A 25,393-nucleotide genomic window follows, 5' to 3' on the forward strand; every position below is an offset into this window, starting at 1 on the left:
TCACCTCCTTATTTTTGATGGAATCCCGCCAGGAGCCTGTCCAGCTCCTGTTGCGGCATTCCGTTGTCGATGAAGTGTTTTTGAAGATTGGCGGAGATCGGATGGACTGGCTCATGGTGCCCATCGATATAATACTTGCCGTCCTCCAGCCGGTTGTCCTCAATCGCAAAATGATAGAGGGTATTATACTGGCGTGAGCCATCCGGCTGGATCACACATTCCATGATCTCCATGATCTTACGGCTCTTGTCCTCCAGTTGCTTGGCAAAGGCCACCACAGGAAACGCCTCGGTAACCAGATCCATGAGGGTATCATCGGACATCTCATGCTTGCGCTTACACAGCGTGACCATGCGCCGCCAAGTGGCCTGAGAGGAGTTGGAGTGAATGGTGGTCAACACACCGTGGCCAGTACGAGCAGCTTCTTGCGCCGCATACGCCTCGGCGGATCGCATCTCGCCCACGCAGATGATATCGGGGTGGTAACGCAGCGCCATATCCAGCAGCATGTCCTGATCGATGTTCTGTTTGGCGTTCTCGGACTCACGGGTGATGGTGTGGATGACGCTGTTACAGACCTTGCCGTCCTTCTCACGAACCAGATCCAGCTCACGGGAACCATTCTCAATGGTGAACACACGCTTGTTGTCGGGGATCGTGGTCAGCAGCCATCCAGCCACTGTGGTCTTGCCGCTGCCGGTGGCTCCGGCCACACAAACGGAAACACCGTACCGCAGGCAGGCGGACAGGAAGTCCAGCATGTCCCCAGTAGCGGTGCCGCCACGGACAAAGTCATCCTTTTGCATGTTCTGCGGGTTGACAATACGGATGGAGGCGGTGACGCCCACATCCTCATCGACCAGAGGAGTCTTGAGAACAGCGATTCGAATGTTCTTGCTGAGGTGGCCCAGGACGGCGGGGCTGGCGTTATCCAACACCATACCAGAAACATGAAGCATACGGCGGATCACATTGATGGCGTGGCCGGGGCTGTCAAAGTGCTCATCCAGCTTGACCATTTGGCCGTTGGAGTACAGCACTTCAATGTCCCGCCAGGAGTTGATGTTGATCTCCTCAATGCCGGTTCCGAAGATATACTTGGTAAGGAGGCCAAATTCCGCCATTTCCGTGTAGAGGGCATCCACCAGTCCATCGGCGGAATATCCCTTGACCGCAATACGCTGGTCCTGCACATACTTGGTGATATACCGCTTGATCTGACTTTTGGCATCCTCGTCCCCACCATCGGTGATCAGGGAGGAATATTTGCCGGAGATATACTCCTGCACTTCCTTGAGAACACTGTTGAAGTCCCGGCTGTCGCCCTCCGGTGCAAAGAAAAGTGCATGTGTACGGTTGGCCACCACAGTAGTGCTGGCCAGTATTCTGCGTGGAGAATCATCGGGATACCGCACATCTGAGTCCGGTGAGTTGTCGGCTATACCGGCGGGTGTATCCTGCGGTATAGGCTCGACAGGAATCGTTTCTTCTGTTTTTTCCGCAGTGGCCTCTGCTTGGCAGGCGGACGGGTCATCACTGGGAGAAGGAACAGTATCACCAGTGCCGTTGACGACAGGCCAGTCCGGGCCGAAGTACAGCGGAATGTCCTTCTTTTCACCGTCACGGTCTACGGTGATGTGCTTGACTTGCTTCTCCTCCTGGGCAGGCTGGGAGCCAAAGAGGGACAGGTTACGCTTTTCTCCTAACACCCAAACACCTCCTTGGAAATCTTCTCAATTTCCTTGCGGAAGACCCGGCTATCCTTCATGGAAAGTTCGCCCAGCAGATCACCAGCCAGATACAGGGACTCCACCTCAGCGGAGTACGGCAGTGTAAATGCCACCGTCCCCAGCGCCTTTGCCATGTGGTCACCAGCCTGCTGGGGTTTGACATTGCTGGCGGTTTTATACTGTTTGTCCAAGTCCCAGCCAGCATCCTTCAGAAGTGGGAGCTGGCTGGACAGATAACTGATAGATTTCAGGTCTGCATTTGCGAGACGAAGGACAGCGTCAGATTCCATCAGCGCAACGGCAGACAGTATATCGTTGGCAATATAGCTTCCACAATCGATCACCACATAAGGTGCGATGTTCCGCAGGCCATCGATCAACTCACGGGCCTGCACATCGCTATAGGGTGGGTAGGTGTATTCCGACTCACCCTTGACCAGCCCCAATATGGAGAGATAGTCCAACCGTTTATGGGTGGTAAGGTTATTCTTGATTAAACTGTCAGACACATGGGCGGCAGCCAAGACGCTCCCCAGAGATCCTTTGTTTTCGAGATCCCTGGGTGGGCAGATGCAGGGCAGCATGGGGGCGGACATATCGCAGAGGAGAAGAATCGTGTTTTTACGCTTGCCGGCAAGGTGCTTTGCAATCCGTGCGGCGACTGTGGTCTTGCCACTGCCGGGGCTGCCCCAGACTGCCAGCACGCCCCCCTGGTCCTCCTGCTCATATTCCTCGTAGGCATCTTCATTGCCCGCCGAACGGGAGAAGATGCTCCCTTTCTTGAAGTTCAGCATCAGACCACCTCCTCAGACTCTGTGGGAGTTTCCACCTCCGTTTCTTCAGGATTGTCGGTTCCTGTGGGAGTTTCCTCCTGCGTGGTTTCCTCCTGGGACGCTTCCTCGGGATCAGGCTCGGGAGGATAGAGCTCCAACAGGACATCATCCTGTGCGGTGAGGAACTTTTCCGCATTCTCCTTGCTTCCACGGTAGACCAGAGTCAGATGGATTGTACCTTCCTCCTCCAGTTCGGCCAGTACCTTGCTCTGTTCAGGCGTGACAAGCAGTGTGACCGTACTGGGTAGCTCTTTTCCATCCTCATCGTCGGTCTGAGCCTCCCCGGTGTTGGCATCATACCCGGTGGACGCAGTCACGCTGATCACTTCCACATACTGAAGCTCAGGTGGGATGACGGTCTGGCCTTGCTGTTTGTAGTCAGGGGCAACAACAGAAACAATATCGCCGCTCTGCAGCTTGCCCGACAGACCGTTGGCAAAAGAGCGGATTGTAACCGAGATGGCCTGCTGGCTGCCGTCAAGGTCATAGAGATAGGCGTTATCAGCCGCCGGCACATCAGAGAGTTTGGTGTTGATAATATAATCGCCTACAGCAAGGTCAGCCGTAGCATATTTGCCTACGGCATTGCCCTTCTCATGTAGAACATTGTCAGGCAGATTGTACCCACCTACCTGTACCAGCTGAACCATATCATCGGTGATCTGTTCACCAGCGCGTATCGGCTGGGTGACCCGGACGATTTCGACCTTCTGGGATACCGCCCGGTTGAAGAGCGGTGTCAGGCCGAAGCAGATGAGGACGGAGAGCAGAATACAAAACACTCCGATCACAGTACGATTTCTCAGAAAACTCATACAGGGTATAACCTCCTCGTTTTAACTGGAATGGCGATGCTTACACGCGCAACGCGTTCTTGTGACGAATTGCCTTGGGCACAATGATGGCAGCGGCAGCCAAGGGAGCCAGAATGCCGATGCACTTAATGGCGGTCTTTTTCTCAATACGGAACTTTTTCATGTCATAACCTCCAAAACATAGAAAATGGCAAAACCAATGGAAAGAAAGGGAGCCAAGGGGATGGCAATTTCGCCGATTGGTGTTGGTGTGGCAGCGCAGTGCTTTTCAATGCAGGCCCGTGCGGCAGCATAGCCGATGGCGAGTGATAGGCCCAGAATGCCTCCCCACAATGTTGGGAGCAGACCCAGAACAAAGCCTACAGAGGCAACAAACTTGATATCGCCTCCGCCAGCCCTGTCTGGAAAAATCATTGCCACCCCAAGAAATGGCAGAGCAGCAAGTGGACCAAGTATTTGCCCAACAAAACGGGCGGGGCTGATTGCAATCAGCCCCGCCACGGCAGTCAGGATACAAAAGGTGTTTGGAATGAGATGTCGCCGCAGGTCAGCGGCGGATGCCAGCGCAAGCGTGCAGAAAAACCATACGGAACGAACCGCAGCATCAGCCGGCATAGTTGAACATGTCTTCCACCCGCTGGGTCACGGTGGGCAGCACGGTGTCACCGAACAGGGTGTACAGGCCAGCCAGCAGCAGGGCGCCAAGCACCACGGCAATCAGGATCTTCACGGCGGTGTCGATGTAACCCTCGCCGCGGGTGTTGCTCAGGGCGGTGCGGACGGAAAACGCCATAGTGTTGACGGTACCAACGGCCTTGCGGGAAACGGAGTTCATGGTGTTGATCATCTTGTTATACAGCTTCTTCATAGGTTCATTTCCTCCTTGAATTTTGAATGAATGATTGGGATTGGATGATTCAGGTCAGTAATACACAGATACGGCAGGTTACATCGCCATTTCAGGCCCCGGTGCCTGCCGGACCGTAGGGTCCGGGGCAGTTCTTCCGACCTGCTGGCTCTGGGTCAGGGCCTGCTGATAGGCATCGAGAACAGCATTGTCGAACTCTTGCCGGGCCTCTTTGGTGACAGGGAAGCAGATATCCTTGTACTCGCCGTTGCCAGCGCGATAGCTGGGCATAGAGACGAACAGTCCTTTACTGCTCTCCATCACCTTCACTCCACGGATGGCGAAACAACCGTTGATGTTTACCGAGGCGTGAGCCCGACAGTTGCCGTCGAGACGGAGAGAATGGATGCGAACATCATACTGCATGGGGAGCGTCTGCTGCTGAGGGGATTCCGACTGGGTCGTGGCTTTCTGGGCTTTGGTTGCCATGGAAATATTCCTCCTTTCTGGATTTACAGGGTCATGCTCATTGACTGATCCTGACTGGGATGATCCACAAATTCTATAGGCTGGAACCCGTAGCGATCAATGTAGAAGAAGGTACTGCCAGATGCATTGTACAGTTCTACTACATCGGAGATAGCCAGCGGCTGACCGTCCGGCCCAAGAGGAGTACGGCTGAATTTGTTCCAGAGCTTTTCCAGGTCATTGTCCTGAATCCGGCCATCATAGACCACATGATACTGTTCAGGTGTGGGGCCGCCAAACTTCTGCGCCATGGCATCAAGGCCAATGAAGCGCATCTGAATTGGCGTACCGGGCTTGAGCTGCCAGATTCGGCAGGACTGTAACTCCGGCGAGCTGTCACTGACGCGAAAGCCCTCGTTGGAAAGGCGCTCATAGACGCCTTCTTCCCAGCGAGGCACGAGTCCGCGCCGTGCAAGCCAGGATTCCAGCTCCTCACGGCGGAATTGCGGATCAACGGTGACTTCGGTCTGGTTTTTGGCTTGGTATCCAATGAGGTTCCCATAGTAAACCAGACAGCCATTTTTCATTTGAATGCTCACGACGGCATTCCTCCTTTCTTGGTTTCATCAAGTCATTTTCATCACCCCCATATCGGGCTGTTCTGCCTGTAGCTCAGCCAGTTTCTCTTTGGCCCAGTCCGGGAGAAACTCCTCCCGCAGCACCCCGATGAAGTCGGTGCGATTCCACCGTGTCTGTTCTCCATCTCCAAGACAGGTGGATCGGATAGAGCGCCCAATGGCGTGGGGCGAGCAGCCAAATCCATCATGGGCCAGCCAAAGCTGGTTTTCGGGCGACCAGCAGCTCTCCTTCAGGGTGTCTGGTGAAAGCACCAACACTCGGCCTTCGTAGTCGAGGTTTTCGAAGGAGTTCGGCTCACAGTGCTGCGGCCCGAAGAGGCCAAGATTCTTGTAAGCCTCGCGCACCATATTTACGAACCCATCCAATACCGCAGGATGAGATTTGACCATTAACGAGATGTTGTGAGTACCGTCTTGCGGAATGAAGGTGGCTTTCGCCCACTCTTGGTTCTTTCGGCTGAAGCGTCCATCGTAGCTAAGCTCCTGCAGGGTATTGGCAAGGACGAAATTGATTCGCTTATACCCCCACTTATCCAAAAGGGGCTGCAGCATCGAATCATTCAGGTGAGCACCGTCAAAATGAGTGCGAATGTGCTCCTCGATGTCGCGGGCACATTCCTCGTTGGCCTGATAGCTCGCCCGCCAAAGTGCCAGCTCGTTCCTGGTACGAGCTTCGGCTGCAGAGTAGGGGTAAAGATAGATTTCTTTTTCCATCCTGAAACCTCCTTACGGCAGGCAGCACTTGTTCGGAAGCTGGATGGACAACGGACTGATGCCCAGCTCGTTGAGCAAACAACATAACTCCACCGGTAACTCCAGAAGGTCTTCGGTCGTTGGGACAATGAGCAACGCACCGTCCGCCACCAGTACGGTGATTTCCTCTCCCACAGGAATCGACGCTTCCGCCAGCAGGTCTGCCGGCAGATTGAGCTCAGGCTCCTCGCTGGTATAGCCGGCGCATCCTGCATCCCCGCAAACACGGCTTACCAGCAGGCTGTTTGCGTCACAGTCGCAGATATACTGATCCGCCGGAGTGGTAATGGGAACTTCCTCACCCGGCGCATAGCCCATCCCGCGCATAACAAAGGCCGGCAGTACCAGAGAGCCATCCTTGCGGATCTTTACAGAGGTGTGTACCTTACTCATCTTCGCACTCCTTTCTGCTACGAGTGCTGCCGCCGTAAATGATATCTCCGACAATCAGCCGCTCCTCCAGTTCGCCCAGGCAGATGCCGGAAAAGGCCATCATCTCCAACAGGTAGGGAGGAATATCCCGCAGGTCGTGATCATATCCGGCCTCGCAGACGGTAATCGTGTGATCCTCCTCGTCCACATAGAGACTCAGTTTGGCATCTGTGGGAATGCCGGCTTCTTTCCGCAGATCATCGTCCAGTTCGATCTTGTCGTACTCAAAATCCCCAAAGGGACATTCGCCCTCACACCCGCTGCAGGCGCCGCAGGTTTTGGCCAAATGGAAAGAGAGATTAATGAACAGCTGATTCAGACTGTCCAGCGCCTGGATCAGTTCCATGGCGGTCATCTGCTGCTTCATAATGACCGCTGTATTCTTCAGCGCATGGATCTCAACCTGACCGCTGTCCTCAAAACCACTGATTTTGAGTGCGGCACTGGGGAGAAAAAGGCCGCCATTCGACAACTGCTTGTTAAATTTCATCTGCTTTTATCCTCCTTTTATATCGTCTGACTCAAAGTTGGGAATGACTTTGCTTCCTGTTCCGCCAACAGTTCTTCCCGAAATGCTGTCAGATCCTCTGTCGTGGGCGTATAGCTCCTTGATTCGAGCGCAGTTAGCAGCGCATAGGTCTGACCTACCTCGGACAGCAGCGCCCTGAGACCTTCTGAGGTCATGTCCGCCCCCATCCGTCGCATCTGGGAGGAGAAGGTCACTCGATAGCGTAGCTGACCTGGAATGCTGTTGATCCGCATATCCAGCCCAAGGTAGGCTTCGTTTTCCGGCCGGATATAGACCTGTCCCACGACGCTGGGGCAAACCTGTAGGCGCCCTTGGCTCATCTCCTCAATCAGTTTCGCCGCTTCACGGAGCTTGTCCAACTCACTCACGACTTCAGCCATGCTGTATCACCTCCAGTCAGGTCAAACAGATTCATCTGAGACGGTGCTACCCGGAGCCGCTCATGCATATCGTAGTTGGCGATGATAAGCTCAGGAAATTGGGCGCCGTTATCATACCGCTGCTTGATGTTGTTGATTCGGGTGGTTTCCATCAGATAGATACCTGGCCGGTCATACAGACTTCGAATGAACTCGTCATCGTTGTAGGAAAGAAGAAACTTACCCTCAATCCGCATCAATGCATCCCGCAAACGGATATGATCCGTTTCTGTAAAGCCATCTTCGCCAATGTTTTGGTAGTAGCCCTCGGTGGCATGGTACGGAGGGTCGAGATAGAATAGGCTTGCCGGACGATCATACTGCCGGATGAGCTTTTCAAAGTCCTTGTTTTCAATGACCACCTTGGCCAAGCGCCGGTGAGCCTGCTCGATAAGGGGAAAATTGCTCCACATATCGTGGGGCTGACTTCCGAAGCTGGTCAGCCCGGCCGCATAGCTGTAACGGATCAATTCATAGAACCATGCAGCCTTCTGAACATCGCTGGCAGGACTGTCACGGGCTAATGTAGCGCGGACCACATCGAAATCCTCCCGCGAGTTCAGCACATATCTGAGTGCTTCCATCAGTTCCTGCGGCTTATCTCTTACACAGCGGTAAAGGTTGACCAGCAAGCTGTTGAAATCGTTGTACACCTCAAAATCATTGCCGGGGGGCTTATGGAACAGCACCCAACCGCCCCCGCCAAAGACCTCGATATACCGCTCATAGTAGACTGGGAACAAAGTGACGATGAGCTCTCGAAGTGCTTTCTTGCCGCCAATCCAGCTCATGAAACTATTCAACCGCATCACCGCCTTCCAATGGCAGCCGGGTCTGTGCGGTATCAAACTGCTCCAGGGATCGGTTCAGGCCGGCAATAGCGGCAGCGATTCCGCTGATCCGCCGTGTCAGATGGGCGATGGTCGCCCGCACCTCCTGCTCCGTAGCGGCGTAGAAGTACCCACTGCCACTGCTGGCGATGGGGATTCCCTTGCGGCGCAAGCGGTTGACCATCTGCCGCACTTCGATTCCCTTGATGGAGAAAACGCACTCCAACTCCCGGCTGGTGGCGGCGTTCGATTCACCGGAGTGATAGCGTTCCAATAATTCCGCCAGCCGTTCTTCCTGCATAGACGCCTCCTTTCCGGGGTGTTTTTCCGAAAAAGGGCATAAAAAAGAGGGGGCCGTTTATCCCTCTCGGAAAAACGGCCCCATTGCTATTTCTGGCTATTTATTTTTCTGTAGGATCACCCCCTTGCATCAACCTCTGGCATGCTGCTTATTACATGGACATGGTCGGGCTGCTGGGAGGCTGGCTGTACTCATAAAGGATCTCGCTCCCGTTCCAGGACACATACCCATGCTCTGCCGCCGACAGGCCAAGGTTCTTCATTTTCTGATTGGCGTAGCCCTCGGCATCAAAGCATTCAGCAAGAAGAGCATCGTTGGGATATACACCATCCTGCTTAGCCAGCAACCTGCCATACTCCGCTACCTCCATGTCACGGGGCATGAAATTGTAGCAGTGGAGGTTCTGCGCCAGATCCAATGCATAGTCCAGCTGATGACAGCCCTCCAGCTCCATGACCGCCTGCCATTTGTCCAGCCATCGGGGTTCGCCCTGGCCCTGTTCCGCCCACACATATCCGAAGTCGATAGCGTGGCGGATGAGCTCTGCGGCAGAATCATACTGGGAGAGGATATCTCTCAGCTGAGGCAGGCAGCAGTCTACATCCACAGCGATGCACTCGGTCAGCGTCTCCGCATCCAACGCATCCAAAGCAAGGAGTAATTCATCCGGGTGGGACGAGTCCATATATTCGCTGGTATCCGGAAACCCGACCCAGATGCCCTCCATATTGTTGCGGCTTGCCAGCTTGACCCGGATGCCGTAGTCGCCCCTGTCGGGAAGCATCGCCGGGTCGCTATTCTGAGAGAGATCAAGCGGCGAGGAAAGTCTGATAAAATTTCCATCGCAGAAAGTATTCCCGTCTTTTTGGCGATACGCCGCTCCTACCTTTACCGGGTCAAGAAATTCCCGAGTCTGGGAGGAAGGGTAGAAGATATGCTCCATGACGAAGTTACCCAGGGCAAAGTCGTTCCCGGCTCCATAGAGCAATTCGTAGTGCTCCAGCTGATTGGCAATCTGCATTACATCGCAGGTTGCTTGCGGCTGCTCGATCTGCATGGCCCCGCGAAACAGCAGAGCCTCTTTTGCAGTCATGTTTTCAAACCGGCGCGCCAACCACTCATACTGTGACTTGGTCATTTCAAGGCCATCCAGCAAATCAAAAAGTTTGAGATCCTGCGTACTCACTGCGGCATCATCTCCATTCCCAGTTTGTTTTCTTCATTTTCTGCCTGCTCCACGCAGTGGAAGGGACTCCATCGTCCACAGCAGGGACAGGCAATCATACCATTTGCAGATTGGTCGACCTGCTCTTGTGTCACTTCGCCAGGCGTATTACAGCATTCATTCACAACTGTAACAAGATGTGCCGTTTCCAGCACCTCCGGGCGATATTGTCGGTTGAATGGGACAAAGTGGACCCAGAGTGGGTTATCAAACAGCCTGGCTACATGCAATTGCAGGGCCTCTTTTCTGACCACCTCTTTGGAAGCGTGAGCATAGTTGTGGTTCGTCTCCCATTCAATGAGGGACTTGAGCAGAGCAGATTCTCCCTTGCGGTTGATCAATGCCTCAGCAATTTGACACCACGCTTTTTCCTCGATTTCTCCGAGGTCGGTCTTTACCCCTGACCAGGGATGGTATTTTTTGTCGCGGCCAGAGCCGCTGCTGTTGCAGTAGAACACACCATGGAGCCAACGGATATCAGGAAAGTCTATGGATGTTAAATCCACTTGCTCGGGTGCGGTGATCGTTTGCTTGAGTATTAAGAATACCTCCTTTCCGCATGCGTAGAGGTGGCTTTATACCATTGGAGGCCGGTCGTACTGATAGTCGCCTCCGGCTCTTACACCTTATCCAAGCTCCATCCCGCCCAGCTGCGGTTCCTGTTTCTGTTGCCCAATGGTTTGAATGGACTGTCCATCCCGGCGCTCCAGCAGCCCGTACTCCGTTTGAATGTTATTGCGGGACGCCAGAAGCGCTTGCCCATAGGTGTGAAGATTGATATGAGGACGGATCATCTTGGCGGCCTTCTCCGGAAGAATGAAAGCCAGTTCCTCTGCCGCTGCATCTTCAGGGGATGCGATGCTCGGAGAAAGGATATACTCGTCAAGCTGTTCTGCCAGATCCAGAGCATCTACAATATTCTGGCAATGTGTCGCTGTCATGAGTGCCTTGTAGGCAGGGAGAGCCGCGGCCGACATTTGGGCAAGTACATCTCCAAGCCGTTCGATGGTTTCAAAAGGTACTGCGTTGGTAATGTGTTCCGCCAATTGCGGGACTTTGCAGTCCAGGCAGGTACACTCAACGGCGCCCCAATCAACATATCCCAGGCAGCGCACTGCCATCTCCAATGCGTTATCTTCGGCAGGAAGCTTCAAATCCACCACATCGGTTCCGGCAAAGGGGAGATTATCATGGTGTGCAGTCAACCGCAGGTGGATTGTATAGGCCGGCTCGACAGGCTGATTCAGCGTGATTTCCGGCGCCGATTTCAAGTCGGAGTGCTGTACTACATAGCCACCCAAGCCGGAGATTCCACTGGGAACATATACGCCGCATTCGCCCATGCGTGCCATTTTCCCGACCTTCTCAAAGTCCAGAAGCTCAAATGCCGCATCTGACATTCCTTCCACTTCCGGAACAAAACCATTCTCTGCGTAAAATCGCCCTAACTGTCCATCTGATACAACCGATTCCACCACATGGCAGCAGTCCACACTTTCTGCCAGATCCCGAAGGCGTTTCAGTGTGATGGATTCTTGTTTCTGGAAATCCACCCGAACCAGTCCTTCGAAGGCGATGCGCTGAACCTCATTCAGCCTGGAGAGGCGTTCTGCCAGGTCATTCAGCTCCAGCAGGTTTGTTGCTGAACATACAAGACTGGAGCGCAGCACCTCAAAGTCACGGTAATCTGTGATCTCCAAATACAAGGAATCTCCCTCTGGGAGCCGCACCTTATCCAGCGCGTCCAGCAGTTTCCATGGGCTGGCTGGAAGATCCAGCTTGGCGTAGGCCAATTTGCTGTAGTCGGCGGGGGTCAGGTAGACGCTAAAAATTTCATCACCCAAGAGTCATTTCACCTCCATTTTGTTCCTGCTGCTCCTCATACCACTTAGGGTCTGCCCCCGGCACATCCCAACCGCACATACTGCCGGTGAGCATGGCTTGCTCCTGGGCCGGTGTAATGCCTCGCCGTTGATTGTTATAGTCGGCCAGCCAGCGGTTCTGCGCTCGATCCTTTGTACTCCAGTCGCTGGGATAGTAGCCGCTCTCGCCACGCTTGATGCAAATAAGCGTCCCTTCACCGGGGAGAACTGACCAGCACAGGTCAGGCAGGCGGGTGAGGGAGTCCGGCGAAAATCTTTCTTCTTCCGTCTGAATGCTCCAGTTGCTGGAGTTCCAAAGGCTCACATAGAGTTCTCCATCGTTCAGTTTGATGGCTCGCTGCTCGAAGCCCTCGCCCCAGCCGTCCGATGCCTGACCGGAAATGTACTCAGCAAGGGCCTCCTTTTCCTCCGGAAGAAGTGTCCCATTCACCTTGCATTCGGCCACACCCCACAACTGACCGTCACGGCTTTCCACATCCAGCATCACGGACTGGACTTTCGTGTTTACGCCGTCCGGTTTGTCATACCAGTGCATCAGACCACGGTTTTTTTCTTCAGGCATCTGGTTTTCCAGCAGTGCTTCGTGAATACATGACTGATAGTCCCTCAATTCACGCCCATCCAGGTCGTTGCCATACTCCTCCAGATCTCCCCAGTCGTCGTAAGCATAGAGTTGGGCCGTGAGTGGCATATAAAACTTGATCGTCTGGGGCTCAGGAGGCAGGATTTGAAATTGGTCCTCACCAATGATCAAGGCAAGGCCTCTGCCGTTGTCCCATTTCACATGAAATTGCCCTACATCATCGATATATTTCAGAGTGCCCATGCTGCCGGGTGGAATAGGGTGAGGATCGTTGCCCATCTTCGTCAGCCGAACACGACTTCCTTTGGGATACTGCTCCCGCAGGAATTCCAGCCATTCTCTCGAGACCTCTCTCATGATAGTCCTCCAATCGTTATGCCCTGATGGGGCGTATTTTGTTCCAGCTCCAATCGGAGCGTTTTCACTGCGGCGGCGATTTCTGGGTCGCGCTTGAAACTGTCCAGTTGCAAGTGATCCGTGAAGAAGTGCTGTTCTCCATTCAGCGACCGAACCAGATCCACTGTGGCGATACCGTCCTTGGTGACGCCCAGCCGTTTCTCTGGCCGGTCACTGTCCAGGTAGGTGCGGATGGCCTCCTCCAAGGTCAAGTCCCGGTAGATTTGCTCTCCGGGGATGTTGCAGTCGGTCATCACGAACCATGCGTAGGTGTGGGGACGGTCGGGATCGGCGGCTTCTCGGAGCGCCTGTTTCCCAGCCTCTGTCAAGCCATAATTGCAGCCTCTCCGGGGGTTCTCCTCCCCAGCAAAGTCCAGCAGAATGTCGTCCACCGCCTTCCGCACTGCGGGATCGTCCGTCAGCGTTTCATAGCGGAAGCCTGTGGTGGCTTGATATGGAAGTTCCTCCCGAATGGTGTCCAAGTATTTCTGGGCATCTGTGAAGGTCTGTTCTTCACCACTGGCGTAGGTGATCCGACCCACAGGCTTTGCCTGTTGGGCCATCCGTTGCTGGCGCAGGTCGTAGGAATAAAGGTACCCCTGATATTCCCCAGGGGAAGGGGTGCAGCGCAGGCAGTAGCGGTAGTGCTCCGTCTCCGCGATATAGCCGAAGCATCGGCCGTCCTCGGTGATCTTACCGCCGTGCTGATAGCAGTAGTTTCTCATCGAAGCCAGATTCGTAAGGGGACCATCCGACCGGAGCATATCCACAAACTTCTGAAGTTCGTCTTTGAATTCCCCCGTGTTGAACTGGTCGCCGTTGTGGGGCCACCATGTGTGGTAGAATTCTTTTCCGGAAGCTCCGAAGTCCATCCGTATATGGCCTACCGTTCCCAGCACCGCATCCTCGGCCTCGTCCATCTGGGAATAGAAAAGGCCCGCCTCCTCAATGGAAGCGGGCCGAAGCGCAAAGGGATATTCTATTGTCGTTTGTGTTTGCCACATCATTTAGTTCACCTCCATTATTTTATGAACACAATCAATACCACAACGACAGCGAAAAGTCTATCAGAAAAACTTAGGTCATCTGAAAATTAAAGCCTTGATTCCGCTGGTATTGCTCCGCAGGGTTGTCCATCATCAGTTCTTCCAGTGTGAGTACCCCATGATAGGAAACATATCCACTCTTTACGACCTGTCCTTCCTCCGCATTCATGCGCTCCAGTCCGTATCGGGCATAATCGTAGTAATCACGCAGATTTTCGTCGTACTCAAACCTGCCGGATTTCTGAATCATGTAGCGGCCATATTCCTCCACATTCTGGACACCAGGGGCATAGTCAAACTGCTCCAGATTCTCTGCCAGCTGCCTGACTTGTGCGGCGGTTTCCGGCCGTGCGTATTCCACCACCGCGCCCAGTTTTTTTATTTCATCGGTACTCAGTTGTTGAATCGCCTGGCACAGCTTGTTCAGCTCCTCCAGGCACTCTGACTCCATATCCAAAACACAGTCTACGGCATCCGGAAACTCGCTCCCCTGAAACGAGAGCCTCATATCCGCCGGATCAACGATCCCTGCCCGAACCAAGGAACGCTTGATATGGAGATCTGGCGCAGGCAGATACAACCAGGTTTTGGGAGCGTCCTTGCTCTGCTGTACCGTCAGGGTCAGCAGGGGAGGCTCATAGAAATACTGCGGAAAATGACGCCCATCATAGAGCTGCGAGAGTCGCATACCGTTGTCATAGACTACTCCGTATGGTGTGATGACTCCATTGCCCTCATCAATGAGGAGCAAGGCGGTTTCATAGCCGTCAAGGGCGTCCAGCTCCTCTTTGCTGGCGCAGCCGCCATTCAGCACCATGTAATGATCTCTGCCGACCTGCTCTAAATCAGAAAAATCTGTGATGACCGTGACCTGCTGGCAGGAAAATGTCAAGTTGATTAGGTCGGTCATGTCGGAATAGTCGTAGCTGACCGCCGCACCCTGGAACTGAGCGCCCTCCTGTGCATAACAGAAGCTGTCCAGCCGCTTGGCCAGATAGTCCAGCTCGTCGATATTTACAGGTTTTCCCTCCAGTCGCTTCAGGATGGGGTACTCACCAAGGATCTCGTCCATTTGGCAGTCCCTCGCCAGGGGATCTCCCATGTCCATCGCATTCAGCGCCTCCATGATTCCGTCATACTGGTTGTGCGGGATTGGGAGGGGAACGGTAAACTGTCCGTACTCGGGATGCTTCGGATTTGATAACACAGCATTCATTCTCATCGTATTCCTCCAATGCCGAGCCCTACATCTCCATCTGAGGGCTATAATCCTGTCTGTGTTCCAATTGGGTGTCCAGGTCAGGGACAGAGAACTCGATTTTGATTCTGGCTTCTTGAATGGCTCTTATCTGTTTGTCATTCAAATTTGGGTCTTCTGCCAACAGATGATCCGTTGCACGATAAATCTCTGTCAACTCCTCATTGGAGAAGAGACTGGCTTTGGGGATCAGACCAGAGCGGACAGCGAAGTCCCGTTTGGCTCCTGCAAAATCATCCTCATAATAGTGCCCATGGCTGACGCCGACCCTTTCATAATCCCAGATCCATGTAACGAACTCATAGCCCCGGCCGGTGCCTCGCTCTCTGCCCGCCAGCACAGCCCCGCCGAAATCCGCAAGCAGATGAAACTTATTGTCAAGACCACGAGCACGGAGCAGGGGGGTGTTTTCCATAGCCTCCACATATTCAAATACTCTGTCGGCTGCAATGGCGACCCTGTGATACAGCTCGTTGGCCTCTGGATTCTTGCTCCCGGACGGAAGCATAAATACTTCGTTCCCAGGAGAAACAGAAAGGACAGGCTGTCCATGGAGAAAAATCTCCAGCCGCCTGTCCTCTTTGCTAAGGGATTCAATTTGCTCCTTTCCGAGACACCGGGATAGTTCCTCAAAAAATTTACTCCCCACTGTAAACCTCCAATCTTGTTACTTCATTGAAAATAAAAAAAGCCCGTGCATTTTTTGCACGGGCTTAGGAACACATCTTTTAACTGAGTGTTCGTCCTCATATTCTTCTTGGATAAAACAATAACTCACACAGCATTGACTGTGTGAGTTATTGTTTTGGTGGAGATAAGCGGGATCGAACCGCTGACCTCTTGAATGCCATTCAAGCGCTCTCCCAGCTGAGCTATACCCCCATATAACCGGAAACCCTTGATTTTACTGAGTTTCCGGGGTTTTGATTAAATTGTCATTTCCTCGCGTTGAGGGGTCGTCACATGCGGTTGCTGGCGCTCCCAGCTGAGCTATACCCCCATATTCACTTGCCGCGCCGCCGGACCGGCGACTCAACGTAGGATATTATATCTGCTTCTTCTTCGTTTGTCAACTCTTTTTTCTCTTTTCCGAAAAACTTTTTTCCGGCTCCGCCCTCAGCGATGAGCGGAGCCGGAGAACTATTTACTGAAACTCCAGCCGGCGGTATACCGTGACATACATGGTGAGAATACAGGCCAGGCCGCCCACCACGTTGGAGATGGGCTCCGCCAGGAAGACGCCGTTCACCCCCATGCCAAACCAAGCCGGCAGGATCACGGTCAGGGGCGCCACGATAAAGGCCTTGCGGAGCAGGGAGAAGAAGATGGCGTTTTTCGACCGCCCCAGCCCCACAAAAATGGACTGTCCGATCATCTGGAAGGACATGAACGCGAAGGTGGCATAGTAGATCCGAAAGGCCGGGACACCGGCGGCGATAAGGGCCGGGTCGTCGTTGAAGAGCCGGATCAGCAGCTCCGGGATGGCCAGTGTCACCAGCCAGATCACCACGGAATAGGCCATGGTCACCTGCACGGAAAAGCGGATGCCCTCCCGCACTCTCCCGTACTCCCGGGCGCCGTAGTTGTAGCCCAGCACCGGCTGGCTGCCGTTGGTCAGCCCCGTGATGGGCATGGTGATGACCTCCCGGATGGAGTTGATGACCGTCATCACGCCCACGTAGAGATCGCCGCCGTACTGCTGGAGGGTGGCGTTGCACAGGACCTGCACCAGGCTGTTGGTCATGGACATCATAAAGCCGGATACCCCCAGGCTGAGGATCCGGGCCACCCGCTCGCCCTTGAGGCGGAAAGCGGACCAGCGCAGCCGGAGCAGCGTCTTTTTCCCGGTGAGGAAGAGCAGCACCCACACCGCCGAGCAGGTCTGGGAGAGCACGGTGGCCAGAGCGGCGCCCCGCACACCCATATGGAACACAAAGATGAAGATGGGGTCCAGCACGATGTTGACCAGTGCGCCCAGCGCCACGGTACCCATCCCGATCCGTCCAAAGCCCTGGGAGTTGATGAAGGGATTCATCCCCAGGCCAATCATCACGCAGATGGTACCCAGCAGGTAGACGGTCAGATACTCCTCCGCGTAGGGAAAGGTCACGTCACTGGCCCCGAACAGGTAGAGGATGGGCTCCCGGAACAAAAGGCACAGGGCCGTGAGCACTGCGCCGAAGAGCAGCAACAGCGCAAAGGAGTTGCCCAAAATAGCCTCCGCCTCCTCATCCTCCCCCTTCCCCCGGTGGATGGCGCACAGGGGCGCGCCCCCCATGCCGCAGAGGTTGGCAAAGCCGATCAGGATCGAGATAATGGGCAGGCACAGACCCAGGCCGGTCAGGGCAAGCCGCCCCTCCCCCGGGATCCGCCCGATGTACATGCGGTCTACAATATTATATAGGATGTTGATGAGCTGGGCCGCCGTCATGGGCAGGGCCAGACTCAGGATGTTGCGGGGGATGCTCCCCTTGGAAAAATCATTTTTGGACTGCTGCGTTTGAATCTCCTCCACTTCTGGAGGTTTGCCACTTGAAAAAGCCAAACCATCGTATTATAGTGTCTACGGAACCCATCGCACCTCGGTCCGCGGACATGACACTTTGTTATTATAGTACGTTCTGCCCCGCTCCGCAAGAAAGAGGTTGCGTAGGAAACTATTTTTCGGTTTCCCCCATCTGATATTCCGTCTGTTGGAAAGGCAGGTCTTTTTTATGTCCGAACTTCTCTCCCGTGCGCAGGAACTCTCCCCCACGCTCAAAGCCATCAAGGACGACATTCACCGCCATCCGGAGCTCTCCTTTGAAGAGCGGCGCACCACCGGTATCATCCGGGAGCGCCTTACCCAGCTGGGGATCGAGCTGATCGATCTGGGTATGGAGACCGGCGCGGTCGGCCTCCTCCGGGGCGGCCAGAGCGGCCCCACCGTGGCTCTCCGGGCTGACATCGACGCCATTGAGCAGCAGGAGCCCGCCGACAACGGCGTGGTCTCCGAGTGCCCCGGCGTCATGCACGCCTGCGGTCACGACTTCCACACCACTTGTCTGCTGGGCGCCGCCCAGCTCCTGGCCGAACGGCGGGAAGAGCTGTGCGGCAATGTGGTCTTCCTCTTCCAGCCCGCGGAGGAGATCACCCAGGGCGCCGCGGCCATGATCCGTCACGGCCTGTGGGACAAGCTGCCCCAACGCCCCGAGCGGCTTTTCGGCCTGCACACCCGCCCCGAGATCCCCTGCGGCCAGGTGGGCGTGATCCCCGGGGCCGTCATGTCCGGCAAGTCCCATTTCGTCATCACCCTCACCGGCGTGACCGGCCACTGCGGCTCTCCCCACAAGTGTGTGGACGTCATCGTGGCCGGGGCCGCCATCGTCAACGGCATCCAGACTATCGTCAGCCGCAACACCGACCCCCAGGAGCCCCTGGTGTGCGCGGTCTTCTCCATCAACGCGGGCACGCCGGAGAACTTCGTGCCTGAGACTCTGACCATGACCGGCGACGTGCGCGCCCACTCCGACGCCGTGATCGAGCAGACCCAGAACCGCCTCAAGGCCCTGGCCGAGGGGATCGCGGCCTCCTATCAGTGCAAGTGTGAGGTGCGCTTCATCCCCGAGGTCCCGGTGACCGACAACAAACCCGAGATGACCGCCCTGGCCCGCCGGGCCGCCTGCGCCATCCTGGGTGCGGAGAACATCGTCCAGCCCCGGGGCGATATGGGCTCGGAGGACTTCGCCGTCTTCGGACAGGATGTCCCCGCCTTCTTCTACTGGCTGGGCACCGGCTTCCCCGGACAGCACAATCCCTGCTGGCACAACGAGCATTTCCGGACGGATGACGATGCCCTCCCCCTGGGCGCGGCTCTGCTGGCCCAGTCCGCCCTGGAGGGGCTAAAGGGCTGACCGCACCGCCCCACTTCCCTGGGATTCTTACAAAAGAGTGACAAATTCTCTCAAAGTGCCGACACTTCTTGCTTTTTTCGTTCCGTTTCGCTATGATGGTATCCGTTATCATGACAGAGGAAAGGAGAAATGCATATGCCGGTACAGGATTCGACCGAGCGTCCCGTCCGCCGGAAGCTCCGGCTCAAGACCAAACTGGCCCTGATCGCGGCTCTGCTGGCCGCGCTGGCAGTGTCCTTCGTGCTGGGCGCCGTACTGACTCACCGGGATGCCGCCCCCGTCATCACCAGCGAGCTGCTGGGCCAGCAGCTCTCCAGCATCCGGGAGCTGTCCACGGTGGAGTACCACTATACCAATATGGGCAAGTTCGAAAACCAAGTGGATTTCTACGGCTGGAAGGTCCCCTTTACCACCAAGAGCTTTATCGTGGCCTATGACGGCCTCATCAAGGCGGGCGTGGACCTCTCCGACGTGGAGATCCAGGTCCAGGGAGAGAAGATCTCCATCTCCCTCCCCGCTCCGGCCATCCTCTCCCACGAGATCGACGAGGAGAGCATCGAGGTCTTTGACCAGACCCACAACATCTTCAACCCCATCGAGATCACCGATTACACCGGCTTCACCGCCGACCAGAAGTCGGCTCTCGAAAACAAGGCCATCGAAAACGGCCTGCTCACCGCCGCTGCCCAGCGGGCGGAGGAGGCTGTGGAGGGACTTCTCTCCGCGCTGCCCGGACTGGACGGATACACCGTCTCCGTGGAGGTCGCCCCCCAGGCCTAACCAAACGAAAAAAGCGTCCGCCATTCCCAGTGATCGGAACGGCGGACGCTTTGTTTGTCCGGCCCTTACAGCAGTTGAGAGAGCAGGAGGAAGAGCAGCCAGACGAGGAAAATACCCGTGGCGCTCCCCGCCGTCAGCAGCCAGAAGAGCTCGCCCCGGCTCAGCGTCCCCACGGCGGTCCGTTTCACCGCCGCCTGGCCGGTCCCGCCCGGCACAAGACGCAGGTGCAGCGCGGGCAGCTTGCGCCGGAGCTCCTCAAACTCCGCATGGCTGCACTCGGTGGCCAGCAGGGCGGGGAGGGTCTTCAGCTCCCGGCGGATCCCCTCCTCCTTCATTTGACTCTGTACCTTCCGGAGTTGGCTCACCGCCGCCGTCTCCTCCAGGACCCGTACCACCAGCACGTCGTAATCCACCGCCGCCGGCAGCCCGCATCCGGGACAGGCCGACGCCTGATCGGAAATTTCCCGCCCGCACTCCGGGCAATGCATCAACGCCATATCCTTCTCCTCCTATCCGAAAAAGAGCCCGCCGAGCAGCATCAGGATCAGCCAGAGCAGGAAGCCTCCCAGCATGACCGCCTTGACCGTCTCCCAGAAGGTGAGCGGGTGGGGCTTTTCCTCCTGCTTCCGGGTCCGGCGCAGCAGCGCGGTCTGGCAGAGCTGATCGGCCTCCTCCTCGGGGAGGATCTGCACCGTGCAGCCCGACAGGTCCAGCGCCGCCTCCTGGGCCTCCGCCCAGGTCATGCCCCGCCGGAGCACACAGGGTGCGCAGATCCACTGCTCCGCCTCCTCCCGGGTGCAGCCCTTCCACTCGGACACATAGGTCAGCAGCACGAACCAGTCCTCCCGGTCATCCAGCACCAGAAGGGCATAGTGGGGGATGGGCTCTCCGCAGCCCGGGCAGCTGACGGCGTACTCCGAAATCTCCTTCCCGCACAGGGGACACGGGACCAGCGCCATAGCGACTCCTCCTCCATTCTCGGTTTTTCCCAGTATAGCACAACTTGCCTTCCCTGTCTCCCCCTTGACACCCCGCCGGGGGCATGATAATATAATGAACCAAGAAGAGCGTGAAGAACGGGAAGAGTAGCATCCTGACCGGACGGACAGAGAGGACGCGTCATCGGCTGAAAGCGTGTCCACGGCGGAGGATGTGAAGTGCGCCCGGGAGCGCGGGGCGTAATGGCCCCCGGCAGGCCGCCGTTACCGGCCGGGCCGGTTGCTGGACCGGCTGTGAGCAAATGCAAGAGTGGAACCGCGACGGAGACGCCGCCTCTTGTGCCCATGTGGGCATAAGGGGCGTTTTTTCATTCTTACGGTCCTCTCATCATCTGACAGGAGGGATAACATGACACGTCTCGGCGAGACTTTGGCGGCCTATCAGGCCCGGGACCCGGCGGCCCGGAGCAAACTGGAGATCTTTTTGCTCTATCCCGGCGTCCACGCCATCCTATACCACCGGCTGGCCCACTTTCTGTACTGTCATGGTCTGAAATTTCTGGCCCGGCTGGTCTCCCAGTGGAGCCGCTTCTGGACCGGCATCGAGATCCACCCCGGCGCCAAGATCGGCCGCCGCTTCGTCATCGACCACGGCATGGGTATCGTCATCGGTGAGACCGCCGAGGTGGGCGACGACTGCCTGATCTACCACGGCGTCACTCTGGGCGGCACCGGAAAGGACCACGGCAAGCGCCACCCCACCCTGGGCAACAACGTGATGGTCTCCAGCGGGGCCAAGGTACTGGGCCCCTTTACCGTGGGCGACAATGCCCGCATCGCCTCCAACGCGGTGGTGCTCAAAGAGATCCCCCCCAACGCCACAGCCGTGGGCGTGCCCGCCCGGGTGGTGCGCATTGCCGGGGAAAAGGTGGACTACACCACCAGCGTGGACCAGATCCACATCACCGACCCGGTCCAGAAGGAGCTGCAGGCCCTCAGCTCCCGGCTGGAATTCATCGAAATGCTGCTGGATGAGCAGTCCCGGCAGGGCAATCTGTAAGATCTATTTACCGGAGAAAGGAATGTCAATATGAAGCTCTACAACTCTCTCACCCGTACCAAGGACGACTTCAAGACCCATACCCCCGGCAAGGTGGAGATGTACACCTGCGGCCCCACCGTATACCACTTCGCCCACATCGGCAACCTGCGCAGCTATATCATGGAGGACGTGCTGGAAAAGTACCTCCGCTATGCCGGCTATGACGTCAACCGGGTCATGAACATCACCGACGTGGGCCATCTGGCCTCCGACGCCGACACCGGCGAGGATAAGATGCTCAAGGGCGCCAAGCGGGAGCACAAGACCGTCATGGAGATCGCCCAGTTCTACACCGACGCCTTCTTCTCCGACTGTGAGAAGCTCCACATCAAGCGCCCCGACGTGGTCCAGCCCGCCACCGGCTGCATCGAGGAGTATATCCAGATCGTCTCCGGCCTCATCGAGAAGGGCTATGCCTACCTGGCCGGGGGCAACGTCTACTTCGACACCTCCAAGCTCCAGCAGTACTACGTCTTCAACGACCACGACGAGGAGGACCTGGCCGTGGGCGTCCGGGACAGCGTGGAGGAGGACCAGAACAAGCGCAACAAGGCCGACTTCGTCCTCTGGTTCACCAAGTCCAAGTTCGAGGACCAGGCCCTCAAGTGGGATTCTCCCTGGGGCGTGGGCTATCCCGGCTGGCACATTGAGTGCTCCGGCATCTCCATGAAGTATAACGGCGAGTATCTGGACCTCCACTGCGGCGGCATCGACAACGCCTTCCCCCACCACACCAATGAGATCGCCCAGTCCGAGGCCTATCTGGGCCATCCCTGGTGCCCCCAGTGGTTCCATGTCCACCACCTCAACACCACCAGCGGAAAGATGAGCAAGTCCAAGGGCGAGTTCCTCACGGTCTCCCTGCTGGAGGAGAAGGGGTACGACCCCATGGTCTACCGCTTCTTCTGCCTCCAGTCCCACTATCGGAAGGGCCTGGTCTTTTCCTGGGAAAACCTGGACAATGCCCGCACTGCCTATGACAAGCTCATCGCCCGTGTCGCCGCCCTGAAGGACGAGGGTGAACTGGACCAGGCCGCCATGGACGAGCTGCGCGCCTCCTTCCGCTCCGCCATGGACAACGACCTGAACACCTCCATGGGTGTGACCGTCCTCTACGACGTGCTGAAGGCCAAGATCAGCGACCGCGCCAAGCGGGTCCTGCTGGACGAGTTTGACCAGGTGCTGAGCCTGGGCCTCCTGGACCGGGCCGCCAAGGCCGCCGCCCCCCAGGCGGAGGAGAGCGCGGAGTCCGACCCCGAGATCGACGCTCTGGTGGCCGCCCGCACCCAGGCCAAGAAGGACAAGAACTGGGCCGAGGCCGACCGCATCCGGGATGAACTCAAGGCCCGGGGCATCGAGCTCATCGACACCAAGGAAGGCACCAAGTGGAAGCGGGTCTAAGCCCCTTCTCCCGACTTCGTTTGATAAAACACCCCGGAGTTCGATTGGAGCTCTGGGGTGTTTCATGTGTTTATCCAGTATTCTTTTGCAATCCTTGCCGCAAATGCCTCGAAGAGTTCCGCCGTCCGCAGACGGCGGAATAAAGTCCAATCGTGTTTTCCGGCGGCGTGTACGTCGGAAAACACTCCGCTCAGGCCGCAAGTGTGTGGCCCTTCGGGCCATGCGCGCAGAGGCCTGCATCCCCTCGAAAAAATGCTTGCATTTTTGAGAAGCGTGTCGAACTTTTCGACACGCAAAAATCCCGGAGTTCGATTTGAACTCCGGGATTTTTCGTTACATATGGCTCCAGTCGATGACGTCCTTGTTCTTCACAAAGTACTCCACGCCGGAGTAGACGGTGGTGATGACAATGACCGCCGTCACGATCACATCCACCATGTGAGGCACCGGCAGCAGCATCAGGCAGATACCCACCATGGTGGAGGCCGTCTTGACCTTGCCCGACCAGGCCGCCGCAATGACCCGGCCGTTGTCCACCGCGATGAGGCGCAGGCCGCTCACGGCAAACTCCCGCACCACTACGATGAGGAGGGCCCAGGCCGGCATCCGGCCCACCTCCACAAACCACAGCATGGCCGCCATGACCAGCATCTTGTCGGCCAGCGGGTCCATGAACTTGCCGAAATCGGTGATCAGCCCCCGGCTGCGGGCGATATGCCCGTCCACAAAGTCGGTGGCGCTGGCCACGATAAACACGGCAAGGGCCACATAGCGATTATAGGGGAAATCCAGGTACAGCACCACCAGAAAGACCGGGATCATCAGGATCCGCAGCATGGTCAGCTTGTTTGCGGTATTCATGGCCATCACTCCTCGATCTCGCCGGTGAGGTCTCCGTCCGAGACCCCGGTCAGGCGTACGTAGACAAATTCACCCGCGGGGATCACGCCGCCCGCGGTAAAGAGCACCCGGCCGTCGATCTCCGGAGAGTCGGCCCAGGTCCGGCCCACATAGCAGCCCTCCTGGGTGTCAAAGCCCTCGCAGAGGACCTCCACCGTCTCGCCCAGGCGGCTCTCGTTCCACTCGTCCATCACCCGGGACTGGAGGTCCACCACCAGTTCCACCCGGCGGCGGGCCACGTCATCGTCCACCTGGTCCTCCATCTTGGCGGCCAGGGTTCCCTCCTCCCGGGAGTACTGGAACACGCCCGCCCGCTGGAGCTTCTGCTCCCGCAGGAAGTCGCACAGCTCCTCAAAGGCCTCGTCGGTCTCCCCAGGCAGGCCGCAGATGAGGGAGGTGCGGATGACCACGTCGGGCATAGCCGCGCGGAGCTTGTCAAAGAGGGCGATGAGCTCGGCCTTGGTGGTGCGCCGCCGCATAGCCGAGAGAATGGCGTCGTTGCAGTGCTGGATGGGGATATCCAGATAGTGCAGGATCTTCCGCTCGCTGGCGATGGTCTCGATGAGCTCGTCGGTCACCGCCTCGGGGTAGAGGTAGTGGAGCCGGATCCAGCGGAAGGGCAGCTTGCACAGCTCCTTGAGCAGCTTGGAGAGGCTGTTCCCATCCCCCAGGTCCAGACCATAGCGGGTGATGTCCTGGGCAATGACGATGAGCTCCTTCACACCCCGCTCGGCCAGCTCCTCCGCCTCATGGAGCAGAGATTCCATGGTACGGCTGCGGTAGCGGCCCCGGAGCTTGGGGATGATGCAGAAGGCACAGCCGTTGCTGCACCCCTCGGCGATCTTCAAAAAGGCGGTATAGGGGGCGGTGGTGACGATGCGCTCCCCGTCCTCATAGGTACGGTGGATGTCGCCGAAGTGCTCGGGGTGCTCCCCTGCCATCAGCTCCTCCACAGCGGAGACCACGTCGGTGTAGCTGCCAGTGCCCAGCATACCGTCCACCTCGGGCAGCTCCTCCTTGATCTCCTCCCGGTAGCGCTGGGTGAGACACCCGGCCACCAGGAGTTTTTTCAGCTTCCCCTCGTCCTTGAGCCGGGCCAGCTCCAGGATGTTGTCGATGGCCTCGCTCTTGGCCGACTCGATAAAGCCGCAGGTGTTGAGCACCGCCACATCGGCCCCGGCGGGCTCGCCGGTGATCTCATACCCAGCCTCCCGGCACAGGGCCATCATCTGCTCGGTGTTCACCAGGTTCTTGGCACAGCCCAGGGACACAAAGGCCACTTTATATTGCTTCAATGAGATTCCTCCCCAATTCCATAACGTCATGGTTCTGGACCGGAGGAAAACAGGGATTCTCCAGCCGGTCCATACTAGGAAAGTTTACACGATATGCC

General features: G+C 56.8%; 30 protein-coding genes and 1 tRNA gene. 4 read left to right on the forward strand and 27 right to left on the reverse strand.

The genetic code is table 11. The features are described from left to right. Positions 1–8: 8 nt before the first annotated feature. The 23 genes from INF37_RS05700 to INF37_RS05805 form a co-directional block, all read right to left on the reverse strand. A complete protein-coding gene (locus INF37_RS05700) occupies positions 9–1,385 on the reverse strand; it encodes a CpaF/VirB11 family protein (RefSeq protein ID WP_295705804.1) in 1,377 nt (458 codons plus the stop codon). A gap of 317 nt (positions 1,386–1,702) precedes the next feature. Beyond that, a complete protein-coding gene (locus INF37_RS05705; RefSeq protein ID WP_193537027.1) occupies positions 1,703–2,524 on the reverse strand; it encodes a P-loop NTPase family protein in 822 nt (273 codons plus the stop codon). Further along, positions 2,524–3,378: a Flp pilus assembly protein CpaB gene (cpaB, locus tag INF37_RS05710; RefSeq protein WP_193537029.1), complete on the reverse strand. Its 855-nt coding sequence runs from the start codon at positions 3,376–3,378 to the stop codon at positions 2,524–2,526. Before cpaB ends, INF37_RS05705 begins: the two co-directional genes overlap by 1 nt. Positions 3,379–3,418: 40 nt before the next feature. Continuing rightward, positions 3,419–3,541, reverse strand: coding sequence for a hypothetical protein (locus INF37_RS15865; RefSeq protein WP_262394669.1), 123 nt, complete (start codon positions 3,539–3,541; stop codon positions 3,419–3,421). Then, positions 3,538–3,993, reverse strand: a complete 456-nt coding sequence (locus INF37_RS05715; protein WP_193537031.1) for a prepilin peptidase — start codon at positions 3,991–3,993, stop codon at positions 3,538–3,540. The genes INF37_RS15865 and INF37_RS05715 overlap by 4 nt, the downstream gene beginning before the upstream one ends. Beyond that, positions 3,983–4,171, reverse strand: a complete 189-nt coding sequence (locus INF37_RS05720) for a DUF6133 family protein (protein WP_392392073.1) — start codon at positions 4,169–4,171, stop codon at positions 3,983–3,985. Before INF37_RS05720 ends, INF37_RS05715 begins: the two co-directional genes overlap by 11 nt. Positions 4,172–4,324: 153 nt before the next feature. Further along, the gene (locus tag INF37_RS05725) at positions 4,325–4,714 is read right to left on the reverse strand and encodes a SpoVG family protein (RefSeq protein WP_055270319.1); all 390 of its coding nucleotides are present in this window, start codon (positions 4,712–4,714) and stop codon (positions 4,325–4,327) included. A gap of 23 nt (positions 4,715–4,737) precedes the next feature. Beyond that, positions 4,738–5,292, reverse strand: coding sequence for a YodL domain-containing protein (locus INF37_RS05730; protein WP_262394670.1), 555 nt, complete (start codon positions 5,290–5,292; stop codon positions 4,738–4,740). A gap of 27 nt (positions 5,293–5,319) precedes the next feature. After that, positions 5,320–6,045 (reverse strand): DUF3849 domain-containing protein, encoded by a 726-nt coding sequence (locus tag INF37_RS05735; RefSeq protein WP_193537035.1) that lies wholly within the window; start codon positions 6,043–6,045, stop codon positions 5,320–5,322. A gap of 12 nt (positions 6,046–6,057) precedes the next feature. Next, positions 6,058–6,477 (reverse strand): AbrB/MazE/SpoVT family DNA-binding domain-containing protein, encoded by a 420-nt coding sequence (locus INF37_RS05740; protein WP_119346906.1) that lies wholly within the window; start codon positions 6,475–6,477, stop codon positions 6,058–6,060. After that, the gene (locus INF37_RS05745; protein ID WP_193537037.1) at positions 6,470–7,006 is read right to left on the reverse strand and encodes a hypothetical protein; all 537 of its coding nucleotides are present in this window, start codon (positions 7,004–7,006) and stop codon (positions 6,470–6,472) included. Before INF37_RS05745 ends, INF37_RS05740 begins: the two co-directional genes overlap by 8 nt. Before the next feature lie 17 nt (positions 7,007–7,023). Beyond that, complete coding sequence (locus INF37_RS05750; protein ID WP_193537039.1) at positions 7,024–7,425, reverse strand: hypothetical protein; 402 nt, start codon at positions 7,423–7,425, stop codon at positions 7,024–7,026. Next, on the reverse strand, positions 7,410–8,255 hold the full coding sequence (locus INF37_RS05755; protein WP_055270477.1) for a DNA adenine methylase: 846 nt from the start codon (positions 8,253–8,255) through the stop codon (positions 7,410–7,412). Before INF37_RS05755 ends, INF37_RS05750 begins: the two co-directional genes overlap by 16 nt. A 4-nt stretch (positions 8,256–8,259) precedes the next feature. Beyond that, complete coding sequence (locus tag INF37_RS05760; protein ID WP_055270309.1) at positions 8,260–8,595, reverse strand: hypothetical protein; 336 nt, start codon at positions 8,593–8,595, stop codon at positions 8,260–8,262. Positions 8,596–8,746: 151 nt separating this feature from the next. Continuing rightward, on the reverse strand, positions 8,747–9,781 hold the full coding sequence (locus INF37_RS05765; RefSeq protein WP_193537041.1) for a hypothetical protein: 1,035 nt from the start codon (positions 9,779–9,781) through the stop codon (positions 8,747–8,749). Beyond that, entirely contained in the window at positions 9,778–10,326 is a 549-nt protein-coding gene (locus INF37_RS05770; protein WP_207730448.1) for a hypothetical protein, read from the reverse strand. The genes INF37_RS05765 and INF37_RS05770 overlap by 4 nt, the downstream gene beginning before the upstream one ends. Positions 10,327–10,446: 120 nt before the next feature. Next, positions 10,447–11,664 carry a hypothetical protein gene (locus INF37_RS05775; RefSeq protein ID WP_193537043.1) on the reverse strand — a complete coding sequence of 406 codons (1,218 nt, stop codon included), beginning with the start codon at positions 11,662–11,664 and terminating at the stop codon, positions 10,447–10,449. Beyond that, positions 11,657–12,643 (reverse strand): DUF4314 domain-containing protein, encoded by a 987-nt coding sequence (locus INF37_RS05780; protein ID WP_193537045.1) that lies wholly within the window; start codon positions 12,641–12,643, stop codon positions 11,657–11,659. Before INF37_RS05780 ends, INF37_RS05775 begins: the two co-directional genes overlap by 8 nt. Then, entirely contained in the window at positions 12,640–13,689 is a 1,050-nt protein-coding gene (locus tag INF37_RS05785) for a hypothetical protein (RefSeq protein ID WP_235964232.1), read from the reverse strand. Before INF37_RS05785 ends, INF37_RS05780 begins: the two co-directional genes overlap by 4 nt. 70 nt (positions 13,690–13,759) lie before the next feature. After that, positions 13,760–14,950, reverse strand: coding sequence for an antirestriction protein ArdA (locus INF37_RS05790; protein ID WP_193537047.1), 1,191 nt, complete (start codon positions 14,948–14,950; stop codon positions 13,760–13,762). Positions 14,951–14,972: 22 nt separating this feature from the next. After that, positions 14,973–15,635: a hypothetical protein gene (locus INF37_RS05795; protein WP_055270295.1), complete on the reverse strand. Its 663-nt coding sequence runs from the start codon at positions 15,633–15,635 to the stop codon at positions 14,973–14,975. Positions 15,636–15,792: 157 nt separating this feature from the next. Further along, positions 15,793–15,868: transfer RNA gene (locus tag INF37_RS05800), tRNA-Ala, on the reverse strand. 262 nt (positions 15,869–16,130) lie between these two features. Further along, positions 16,131–17,417 carry an MATE family efflux transporter gene (locus INF37_RS05805; protein WP_193537200.1) on the reverse strand — a complete coding sequence of 429 codons (1,287 nt, stop codon included), beginning with the start codon at positions 17,415–17,417 and terminating at the stop codon, positions 16,131–16,133. Positions 17,418–17,700: 283 nt separating this feature from the next. Between INF37_RS05805 and INF37_RS05810 the strand changes: the two genes are divergently transcribed. Further along, positions 17,701–18,879, forward strand: coding sequence for a M20 family metallopeptidase (locus tag INF37_RS05810; protein ID WP_193537049.1), 1,179 nt, complete (start codon positions 17,701–17,703; stop codon positions 18,877–18,879). A 135-nt stretch (positions 18,880–19,014) separates the two neighbouring features. Next, positions 19,015–19,659 carry a DUF4230 domain-containing protein gene (locus tag INF37_RS05815; protein ID WP_180956692.1) on the forward strand — a complete coding sequence of 215 codons (645 nt, stop codon included), beginning with the start codon at positions 19,015–19,017 and terminating at the stop codon, positions 19,657–19,659. Between the two features lie 65 nt (positions 19,660–19,724). Here INF37_RS05815 and INF37_RS05820 read toward each other — a convergent pair whose 3' ends face one another. Together INF37_RS05820 and INF37_RS05825 are read right to left on the reverse strand one after the other, a co-directional pair. Next, complete coding sequence (locus INF37_RS05820) at positions 19,725–20,156, reverse strand: zinc ribbon domain-containing protein (RefSeq protein ID WP_193537051.1); 432 nt, start codon at positions 20,154–20,156, stop codon at positions 19,725–19,727. Between the two features lie 12 nt (positions 20,157–20,168). Next, positions 20,169–20,618 (reverse strand): zinc-ribbon domain-containing protein, encoded by a 450-nt coding sequence (locus tag INF37_RS05825; RefSeq protein WP_101691239.1) that lies wholly within the window; start codon positions 20,616–20,618, stop codon positions 20,169–20,171. Between the two features lie 388 nt (positions 20,619–21,006). On the opposite strand from INF37_RS05825, the gene cysE reads away from it, so the two are divergent. Both cysE and cysS read left to right on the forward strand, forming a co-directional pair. Next, on the forward strand, positions 21,007–21,657 hold the full coding sequence (gene cysE / locus INF37_RS05830) for a serine O-acetyltransferase (protein WP_101691238.1): 651 nt from the start codon (positions 21,007–21,009) through the stop codon (positions 21,655–21,657). Positions 21,658–21,687: 30 nt separating this feature from the next. Next, positions 21,688–23,100: a cysteine--tRNA ligase gene (gene cysS, locus INF37_RS05835; RefSeq protein WP_101691237.1), complete on the forward strand. Its 1,413-nt coding sequence runs from the start codon at positions 21,688–21,690 to the stop codon at positions 23,098–23,100. A 333-nt stretch (positions 23,101–23,433) separates the two neighbouring features. Here cysS and pgsA read toward each other — a convergent pair whose 3' ends face one another. Together pgsA and rimO are read right to left on the reverse strand one after the other, a co-directional pair. Then, entirely contained in the window at positions 23,434–23,961 is a 528-nt protein-coding gene (gene pgsA / locus INF37_RS05840) for a CDP-diacylglycerol--glycerol-3-phosphate 3-phosphatidyltransferase (protein WP_101691236.1), read from the reverse strand. Between the two features lie 5 nt (positions 23,962–23,966). Further along, complete coding sequence (rimO, locus tag INF37_RS05845) at positions 23,967–25,325, reverse strand: 30S ribosomal protein S12 methylthiotransferase RimO (RefSeq protein ID WP_193537053.1); 1,359 nt, start codon at positions 25,323–25,325, stop codon at positions 23,967–23,969. Between the last annotated feature and the right edge of the window lie 68 nt (positions 25,326–25,393).

It is taken from the genome of Pseudoflavonifractor gallinarum, from assembly GCF_014982855.1.
GTDB lineage: Bacteria > Bacillota > Clostridia > Oscillospirales > Oscillospiraceae > Pseudoflavonifractor_A > Pseudoflavonifractor_A gallinarum.

What these genes read in the sequence shown, in the direction of transcription:
- INF37_RS05785 (WP_235964232.1), bottom strand. Translation starts at nt 13,689, where the DNA reads ATGATGTGGCAAACACAAACGACAATAGAATATCCCTTTGCGCTTCGG.
- INF37_RS05745 (WP_193537037.1), bottom strand. Translation starts at nt 7,006, where the DNA reads ATGAAATTTAACAAGCAGTTGTCGAATGGCGGCCTTTTTCTCCCCAGT.
- INF37_RS05810 (WP_193537049.1), top strand. Translation starts at nt 17,701, where the DNA reads ATGTCCGAACTTCTCTCCCGTGCGCAGGAACTCTCCCCCACGCTCAAA.
- INF37_RS05740 (WP_119346906.1), bottom strand. Translation starts at nt 6,477, where the DNA reads ATGAGTAAGGTACACACCTCTGTAAAGATCCGCAAGGATGGCTCTCTG.
- INF37_RS15865 (WP_262394669.1), bottom strand. Translation starts at nt 3,541, where the DNA reads ATGAAAAAGTTCCGTATTGAGAAAAAGACCGCCATTAAGTGCATCGGC.
- INF37_RS05805 (WP_193537200.1), bottom strand. Translation starts at nt 17,417, where the DNA reads ATGACGGCGGCCCAGCTCATCAACATCCTATATAATATTGTAGACCGC.
- INF37_RS05820 (WP_193537051.1), bottom strand. Translation starts at nt 20,156, where the DNA reads ATGGCGTTGATGCATTGCCCGGAGTGCGGGCGGGAAATTTCCGATCAG.
- pgsA (WP_101691236.1), bottom strand. Translation starts at nt 23,961, where the DNA reads ATGAATACCGCAAACAAGCTGACCATGCTGCGGATCCTGATGATCCCG.
- INF37_RS05780 (WP_193537045.1), bottom strand. Translation starts at nt 12,643, where the DNA reads ATGAGAGAGGTCTCGAGAGAATGGCTGGAATTCCTGCGGGAGCAGTAT.
- INF37_RS05760 (WP_055270309.1), bottom strand. Translation starts at nt 8,595, where the DNA reads ATGCAGGAAGAACGGCTGGCGGAATTATTGGAACGCTATCACTCCGGT.
- INF37_RS05790 (WP_193537047.1), bottom strand. Translation starts at nt 14,950, where the DNA reads ATGAGAATGAATGCTGTGTTATCAAATCCGAAGCATCCCGAGTACGGA.
- INF37_RS05755 (WP_055270477.1), bottom strand. Translation starts at nt 8,255, where the DNA reads ATGAGCTGGATTGGCGGCAAGAAAGCACTTCGAGAGCTCATCGTCACT.
- INF37_RS05825 (WP_101691239.1), bottom strand. Translation starts at nt 20,618, where the DNA reads ATGGCGCTGGTCCCGTGTCCCCTGTGCGGGAAGGAGATTTCGGAGTAC.
- cysE (WP_101691238.1), top strand. Translation starts at nt 21,007, where the DNA reads ATGACACGTCTCGGCGAGACTTTGGCGGCCTATCAGGCCCGGGACCCG.
- INF37_RS05715 (WP_193537031.1), bottom strand. Translation starts at nt 3,993, where the DNA reads ATGCCGGCTGATGCTGCGGTTCGTTCCGTATGGTTTTTCTGCACGCTT.
- INF37_RS05750 (WP_193537039.1), bottom strand. Translation starts at nt 7,425, where the DNA reads ATGGCTGAAGTCGTGAGTGAGTTGGACAAGCTCCGTGAAGCGGCGAAA.
- INF37_RS05720 (WP_392392073.1), bottom strand. Translation starts at nt 4,171, where the DNA reads ATGGCGTTTTCCGTCCGCACCGCCCTGAGCAACACCCGCGGCGAGGGT.
- cpaB (WP_193537029.1), bottom strand. Translation starts at nt 3,378, where the DNA reads ATGAGTTTTCTGAGAAATCGTACTGTGATCGGAGTGTTTTGTATTCTG.
- INF37_RS05735 (WP_193537035.1), bottom strand. Translation starts at nt 6,045, where the DNA reads ATGGAAAAAGAAATCTATCTTTACCCCTACTCTGCAGCCGAAGCTCGT.
- INF37_RS05815 (WP_180956692.1), top strand. Translation starts at nt 19,015, where the DNA reads ATGCCGGTACAGGATTCGACCGAGCGTCCCGTCCGCCGGAAGCTCCGG.
- INF37_RS05705 (WP_193537027.1), bottom strand. Translation starts at nt 2,524, where the DNA reads ATGCTGAACTTCAAGAAAGGGAGCATCTTCTCCCGTTCGGCGGGCAAT.
- cysS (WP_101691237.1), top strand. Translation starts at nt 21,688, where the DNA reads ATGAAGCTCTACAACTCTCTCACCCGTACCAAGGACGACTTCAAGACC.
- rimO (WP_193537053.1), bottom strand. Translation starts at nt 25,325, where the DNA reads ATGACGTTATGGAATTGGGGAGGAATCTCATTGAAGCAATATAAAGTG.
- INF37_RS05725 (WP_055270319.1), bottom strand. Translation starts at nt 4,714, where the DNA reads ATGGCAACCAAAGCCCAGAAAGCCACGACCCAGTCGGAATCCCCTCAG.